This is a genomic window from Wolbachia endosymbiont of Drosophila barbarae, from assembly GCF_044752445.1.
Classification (GTDB): domain Bacteria; phylum Pseudomonadota; class Alphaproteobacteria; order Rickettsiales; family Anaplasmataceae; genus Wolbachia; species Wolbachia pipientis.
On record NZ_JBIXJM010000210.1, the window covers coordinates 1 to 5285 of the forward strand.

Annotated in this window: 4 protein-coding genes and 2 pseudogenes; 5 read left to right on the forward strand and 1 reads right to left on the reverse strand. The window is 34.8% G+C overall.

The window, feature by feature from the left end:
- Positions 1 to 615, forward strand: a pseudogene (locus tag ACIPNH_RS04740) (transposase); the annotation flags it as partial.
- Positions 616 to 919: 304 nt separating this feature from the next.
- Positions 920 to 1411: a protein-disulfide reductase DsbD domain-containing protein gene (locus ACIPNH_RS04745; protein WP_400771990.1), complete on the forward strand. Its 492-nt coding sequence runs from the start codon at positions 920 to 922 to the stop codon at positions 1409 to 1411.
- Positions 1412 to 1722: 311 nt separating this feature from the next.
- Here ACIPNH_RS04745 and ACIPNH_RS04750 read toward each other — a convergent pair whose 3' ends face one another.
- Entirely contained in the window at positions 1723 to 1905 is a 183-nt protein-coding gene (locus tag ACIPNH_RS04750; protein WP_400771992.1) for a hypothetical protein, read from the reverse strand.
- A gap of 21 nt (positions 1906 to 1926) precedes the next feature.
- Here ACIPNH_RS04750 and ACIPNH_RS04755 point away from each other — a divergent pair, with 21 nt between their 5' ends.
- From ACIPNH_RS04755 to ACIPNH_RS04765, 3 genes and pseudogenes are all read left to right on the forward strand, one after another.
- Entirely contained in the window at positions 1927 to 3270 is a 1344-nt protein-coding gene (locus ACIPNH_RS04755) for an alanine:cation symporter family protein (RefSeq protein ID WP_400771993.1), read from the forward strand.
- A gap of 35 nt (positions 3271 to 3305) precedes the next feature.
- The gene (locus tag ACIPNH_RS04760) at positions 3306 to 3464 is read left to right on the forward strand and encodes a hypothetical protein (protein WP_400771995.1); all 159 of its coding nucleotides are present in this window, start codon (positions 3306 to 3308) and stop codon (positions 3462 to 3464) included.
- A 152-nt stretch (positions 3465 to 3616) separates the two neighbouring features.
- Positions 3617 to 5285, forward strand: a pseudogene (locus ACIPNH_RS04765) (hypothetical protein); the annotation flags it as partial.

A 5285-nucleotide genomic window follows, 5' to 3' on the forward strand; every position in this document is an offset into this window, starting at 1 on the left:
ATAATATGGAAGATATCGAAATTGCTATAGACAGTACAGGAATTAGTATATACAACAACACACAGCAAGGAAAATAGCACTGACAGAAAATATCGTGGCTATGAGCAAACGAGAAAATTGCACGTAATGTTGAATATAAACAACAAAAAAGCCATAGCTGTAAAATACAGTAACGGTGTCTACTCTGATCACTATGGAGCTTGTGATTTGCTAAAAGAAGTTGATTTTCAGCATGCCATAAAAGCACTATATGCAGATAGAGCATGTGATAGGCACAAGTTTTATAAGTTGTGTAACGAATATGATATAAAGACAAAAATTCCACCAATAAACAATGCGGCAGAACATCCAGAAATAGATTATATGTCTGACAGGAATGCTGCTATTAGGTTAATAAAATTATACGGTGAAGATGGCATGAAAGAATGGAAAAAAGAAGTAAATTATGGGAAAAGATCTTATATTGAAGGGTTTTTCTCAAGATTAAAGCAAATATTCGGATTTAGTTTTAGGAATAAATCTGAGATAAATCGAGAAAAAGAACTGCTAATCAAATGCTATTTGCTTAATAAATTCACTGATATTGGTATGGCTAAATTTGAGATAGTTACATGAATTTACCATAAATCACCATCTCATAAAGTGTGATGCAACAAAGCCATCCCAGTGTCAAGCACTGGGATGACACCCTCCTTATGGGCCAAAATCACAATGTTCGTACAGTTGTGGATTCATTCGCGGTATCTCGGCATAGATTCCGCTAACAAGTAGCGGAATGACGAATTTGTCGTTTTTCAGATTGTCGTAAGTCAGTTTAGCTATAGCATAATGCTATATTAATAAATAATCTATATAATACTATTAAATATAATAATTAAAATCTAAATTACTTTCTCTATAAAAGGAGAAATTTACCTTAATGAAAATACATATATATTTAATATTGTTTTTATTTTTTTCTTGCACTCAACTATATGCTGACGAGGAAATTGCAAAATTTGATTTACTTATTGGCGAGATAAATGAAGCAAGCTTCACTCTTAAAGGTGCAATAAAGGTTACAGTAGAACCAGGCTGGCACATGTATTATAAAGATCCTGGAGATTTTGGCCTTCCCACGTCTATTAGTTACAAAGGTAATGCATCAGATATAAATATTCACTGGCCTATTCCAAAGGAACATAAAGATAAAGTAGGGAGAGAGACGTTTGTAAGTAACGTATATGAGGATATGGTATTATTTCCCTTTAAGATGAATATATTTTTAAATCAAGGGTATATTGACCTTAACTTCCATATAAATTATGCGATATGTAAAGATAGGTGCATCCCTAAAAATGTTGAGATAAAAATCAGGCAACCATTAAAGGATTTTATAGATTCTGATATCAATAAACTTATAAATGAGTGATATGAAAAATAGAGTTCTCATGGGGTAGGTGTCATTCCAGCGCGTGACACTGGAATCTCATTTACTTTTTTGTTCACTATGTGAGGAACTTGGGCCTACAAGTATATAAACATAATGGTTTCGCATAAAAAATTTAGATCCCAGTGTCACGCACTAACTGTACGAACATTGAGATATAAGAGTAATTTGTACCAAGAAAAAAGATGTCATCCCAGTGCCCAGACACTGGGATCCAGATTGGACACTAAGTTGGTGAGTATAAAAGTAGCTAACCTTATGTTAAAACACAATATTTTTGGTGAGGGGTTGCATTAAAAGCTGGATTCCAGTGTCAAGCACTGGAATGACATCGTCTTAACATTGTACCATATTACAATGTTCGTACAGTTATGTGTCATGCTACTTGGATGACAAGAAAAGGTTTCTAGAATGACGGAAACGAAGTCATACATAGAAAATAGGTTAGGTATTTTCAATTTTTGTTGTATACTCAAATAAAAATCTCACTTTTACAGATGGATACAGTAAAGTTTGTTTTATTACTGCCAACAATATTACTCATGCTAGTTGCTGGTGTTTACCTATCGATTAAACTAAAATGGCTACAGGTATTTAGATTACCATACGCCCTTTCACTCCTTGGAGCTAAAAAAGGAGAAAATAAATTTTCTTCTATAGCCGCTCTGTTTACAATTTTAGGGGGAAATTTAGGAGTAGGAAATATTTCAGGAACTGCTGTTGCTCTAAAAACCGGAGGACCGGGCTCTATTTTATGGATGGCAATAATTATTGTTATCACTTCTGTGATAAAATATGTCACTTGTTATCTAAGTATAAAAACCAGAAAGGAAAAGAACGGACGGTTTATAGGTGGTCCTGTAGCCTACATGGCTGATGCATTTAACTCTAGAAAAGCTACAATTGTGTTTCTAGTTGTTATGATAATGGTTTCAATAACAGTTGGTAACCTTGTTCAGGTAAATTCTCTATCAATACCACTTAACATGATAGATGTGCCTATAGTCATTGGTGGCATTGTAATGGCCATAATATTTTTTGTTGTTGCAGCTCTCAGCTTAAAAAAAATTAAAATTTTTATATCGGCTATGATACCGATAATGACGGTAAGTTACCTCACACTTTGCGGTATCATATTATTTAAATTTAGTGAAAATATTCTTCCTTCTCTAAAACTAATAACAAGCAGTTTTTTTACAACTAGTAGCTTTAACTCTGGTTTATCTCTAGGTTTGATTTTAGAAATGTTGACTATTATTCAAGTTGGAACTTTGCGAGGTATTTTTGCAACAGATATAGGGCTTGGCCTCGAAGGAATCGTACATTCTTCAATTGTTCCTAAGAAAAATAATAATAAATTTATTATTGAACAGAGCCTAATCACAATAATATCGCCTTTTATAGTTGCATTCATAGTGTTTATTACAACAATGGTACTGCTTGTCACAGATTCTTGGGTCACTGATTTAGAGAGTACTAACATGTGCATATTTGCTTTTAGAAAAGCTATGAATTGGCCCTATATTGACTATTTAATTATGGCCATAATGTTTTGTTTTGCCTTTACTACTATTTTTACTTGGTTTTTTTGCTCAAAACAGACAATACGCTATGTGTCTATGGATAATAAATACACTAAAATCTGGATTGTAATTTTTACCATGATCATTCCGCTTGGTGCGATAGGTAAAGTCCGGTTGCTATGGGATGTTGCTGATATCTCGATTGCTGCTTTGTTGTTTATCAACATACTCGCTATACTCAAGCTAACCTCTCAAGATCCAGAAGTGTTTACTATGAGTAGCAGATATTTGAAGTTGCAAAAACAGAGCTATAGCTAAAGCAATTTAGGCTATGCAGCTGTTGTGATATAAGAGTGATTTTCGCCAAGAAGGATGTCATCCCAGTGCCCAGACACTGGGATCCAGGAATTTTGATTGGCACTAAGTTAGTGAGCATAAAAGTAGCTAATCTTATGTTAAAACACAACATTTTTGATGGGGTTCGTGAAAGGCTGGATTCCAGACTGGAATGACAACTTAAATCGTTTGATGTTACCATAAAATAGCTTGTGTCATCACATTAGTAACACAACCTTCCTTAATAAAAATTCAACCAATGCTTGTGATAATTATATTAGCTAGTATTAGCTAGAACTAAAGGCAGAGGGTTATTAGTGAGGGATATATGGGCACTAACGATACACAACAAGAACACATTTATAATGAGCGCATTCAAGAAATTTTTCCTTTATTTGATAAAATAAAAAAGGAAGACGACCCAATTTATAATGCTAGAGTTGATTTTAACACAGTAAAGTTTTTAACAAAACGCGCCAACTGGAATTGGGACGAAGAAGAAAACAAAGATAAAGCATATGGAGTTATTCTTCAGAAATGCGACAAGACAAAGAAAGCTGGACAAGACCTTGAAAGTGAAGTTAAAGAAAGGTTGAAAGAGTATGTTGATGATGTTGCAGGAGTTTCAATATACGGTAATCACGCAAGTATTACGCTGGGAAATAACAAAAAAGAGTTTAAAATCAGCGAATTTTTAAACAGTGATTTTTGTGAGAAGAATGAAATCTCGGGATTTTCAACATTGCATAGTGATGGAAAGAGCGGAATGCATGGTTTTGTTGCCGAGGAAGAAGGGAAAAAAATAAGACATTATGTCGTAACTGATGGTTCATATGAAATGACTTTAAAGTGGTATGCGGAGGGGAAGGAATGTAAGATCAAAATTAAGATTGATGCTAACGGTGTAGACCTTGTTAAAGGTGATGATTTTTCTCTAGAACGGTTAGAAGTAAACAGAGATGTAAAAATAGGTGGTTTATTCTTGCATGAAATACAATTCAGGGAGAAAGGACAAGGAAAAGCGAATGAGATGCAACATAATAAAGACAGTAACGAGCTATCATCTGAAACTACAACAAGAATTGATGTTAATAGAGGTGTTAGCGTTCAAGCTACTGATATAACTCAAAAAAAAGAAGACCACCATTCACATTTTGGACTACAATCTAACAGCAGAAGGCAGTCTTACGATAGCGGAATTGGAAAAGATTTTGACGATAAAATTAATTCTCAGGAGGCTAAAGAAAAGCGTGAGCTTAGACAAGCAGCACGAGAAGCAAATTCGGGAGGTCAAGTTTATAACCTACAATCGCTTTTTGAGGAGAATCCTCAGAACAAAAAAACTCCTCCGCCACTTCCACCTAGAACTAGTTCACTACCACCTAAAAAAGGTGTTTTCGATGAGCAAGGGGGAGCCAAATCTGGAAGCCAAAAACCAGATGACTTGCGCGAAAATGAGCAAACACCTAATAATCAGCAAAAAGGTGCAACTTCTGATTCTTCAGATAGTTCTACTTTCACCAAGTCTGTAAGCCACAATCAAGATAATAGGCAAGAAGATGAACGGTATGACAATCCTACATTTGGACATGCTGTACCTGGAAGCCAAAAACCAGATAGAAGTGAGCAAACACCTAATGATCAGCAACAACCTAAAACCCAGCAACAAGAAGGAAATAGCAAAGGCGATCTGTTACAAGACATCAGAAATTTCAAGAAAAACAACTTACGGCACATTGATGTTGATGATAGAAAAGCATCAATTGCAGGAAGTAGAAAAAATAACCCATCACCGTTAGAGACATTAAAGGACATAATTCCTTATTCATCTTCTCCAGATAACAGTGATAACCAAGATGCTAGTGATGCTAAGTGGAAAGAAAGTGAACAGCCGCTCTCTGCTACAGCACTCAATAATAAAAGTGACTCGGGCTATTCATCTCCAACTCATGACAATAATGAACAATCTCAAGTAAATCCTGAACAGTTAAAGAAGA

Excerpts from the sequence above, each read along its gene's own strand:
- ACIPNH_RS04745 (WP_400771990.1), top strand. The coding sequence starts at position 920 with ATGAAAATACATATATATTTAATATTGTTTTTATTTTTTTCTTGCACT.
- ACIPNH_RS04755 (WP_400771993.1), top strand. The coding sequence starts at position 1,927 with ATGGATACAGTAAAGTTTGTTTTATTACTGCCAACAATATTACTCATG.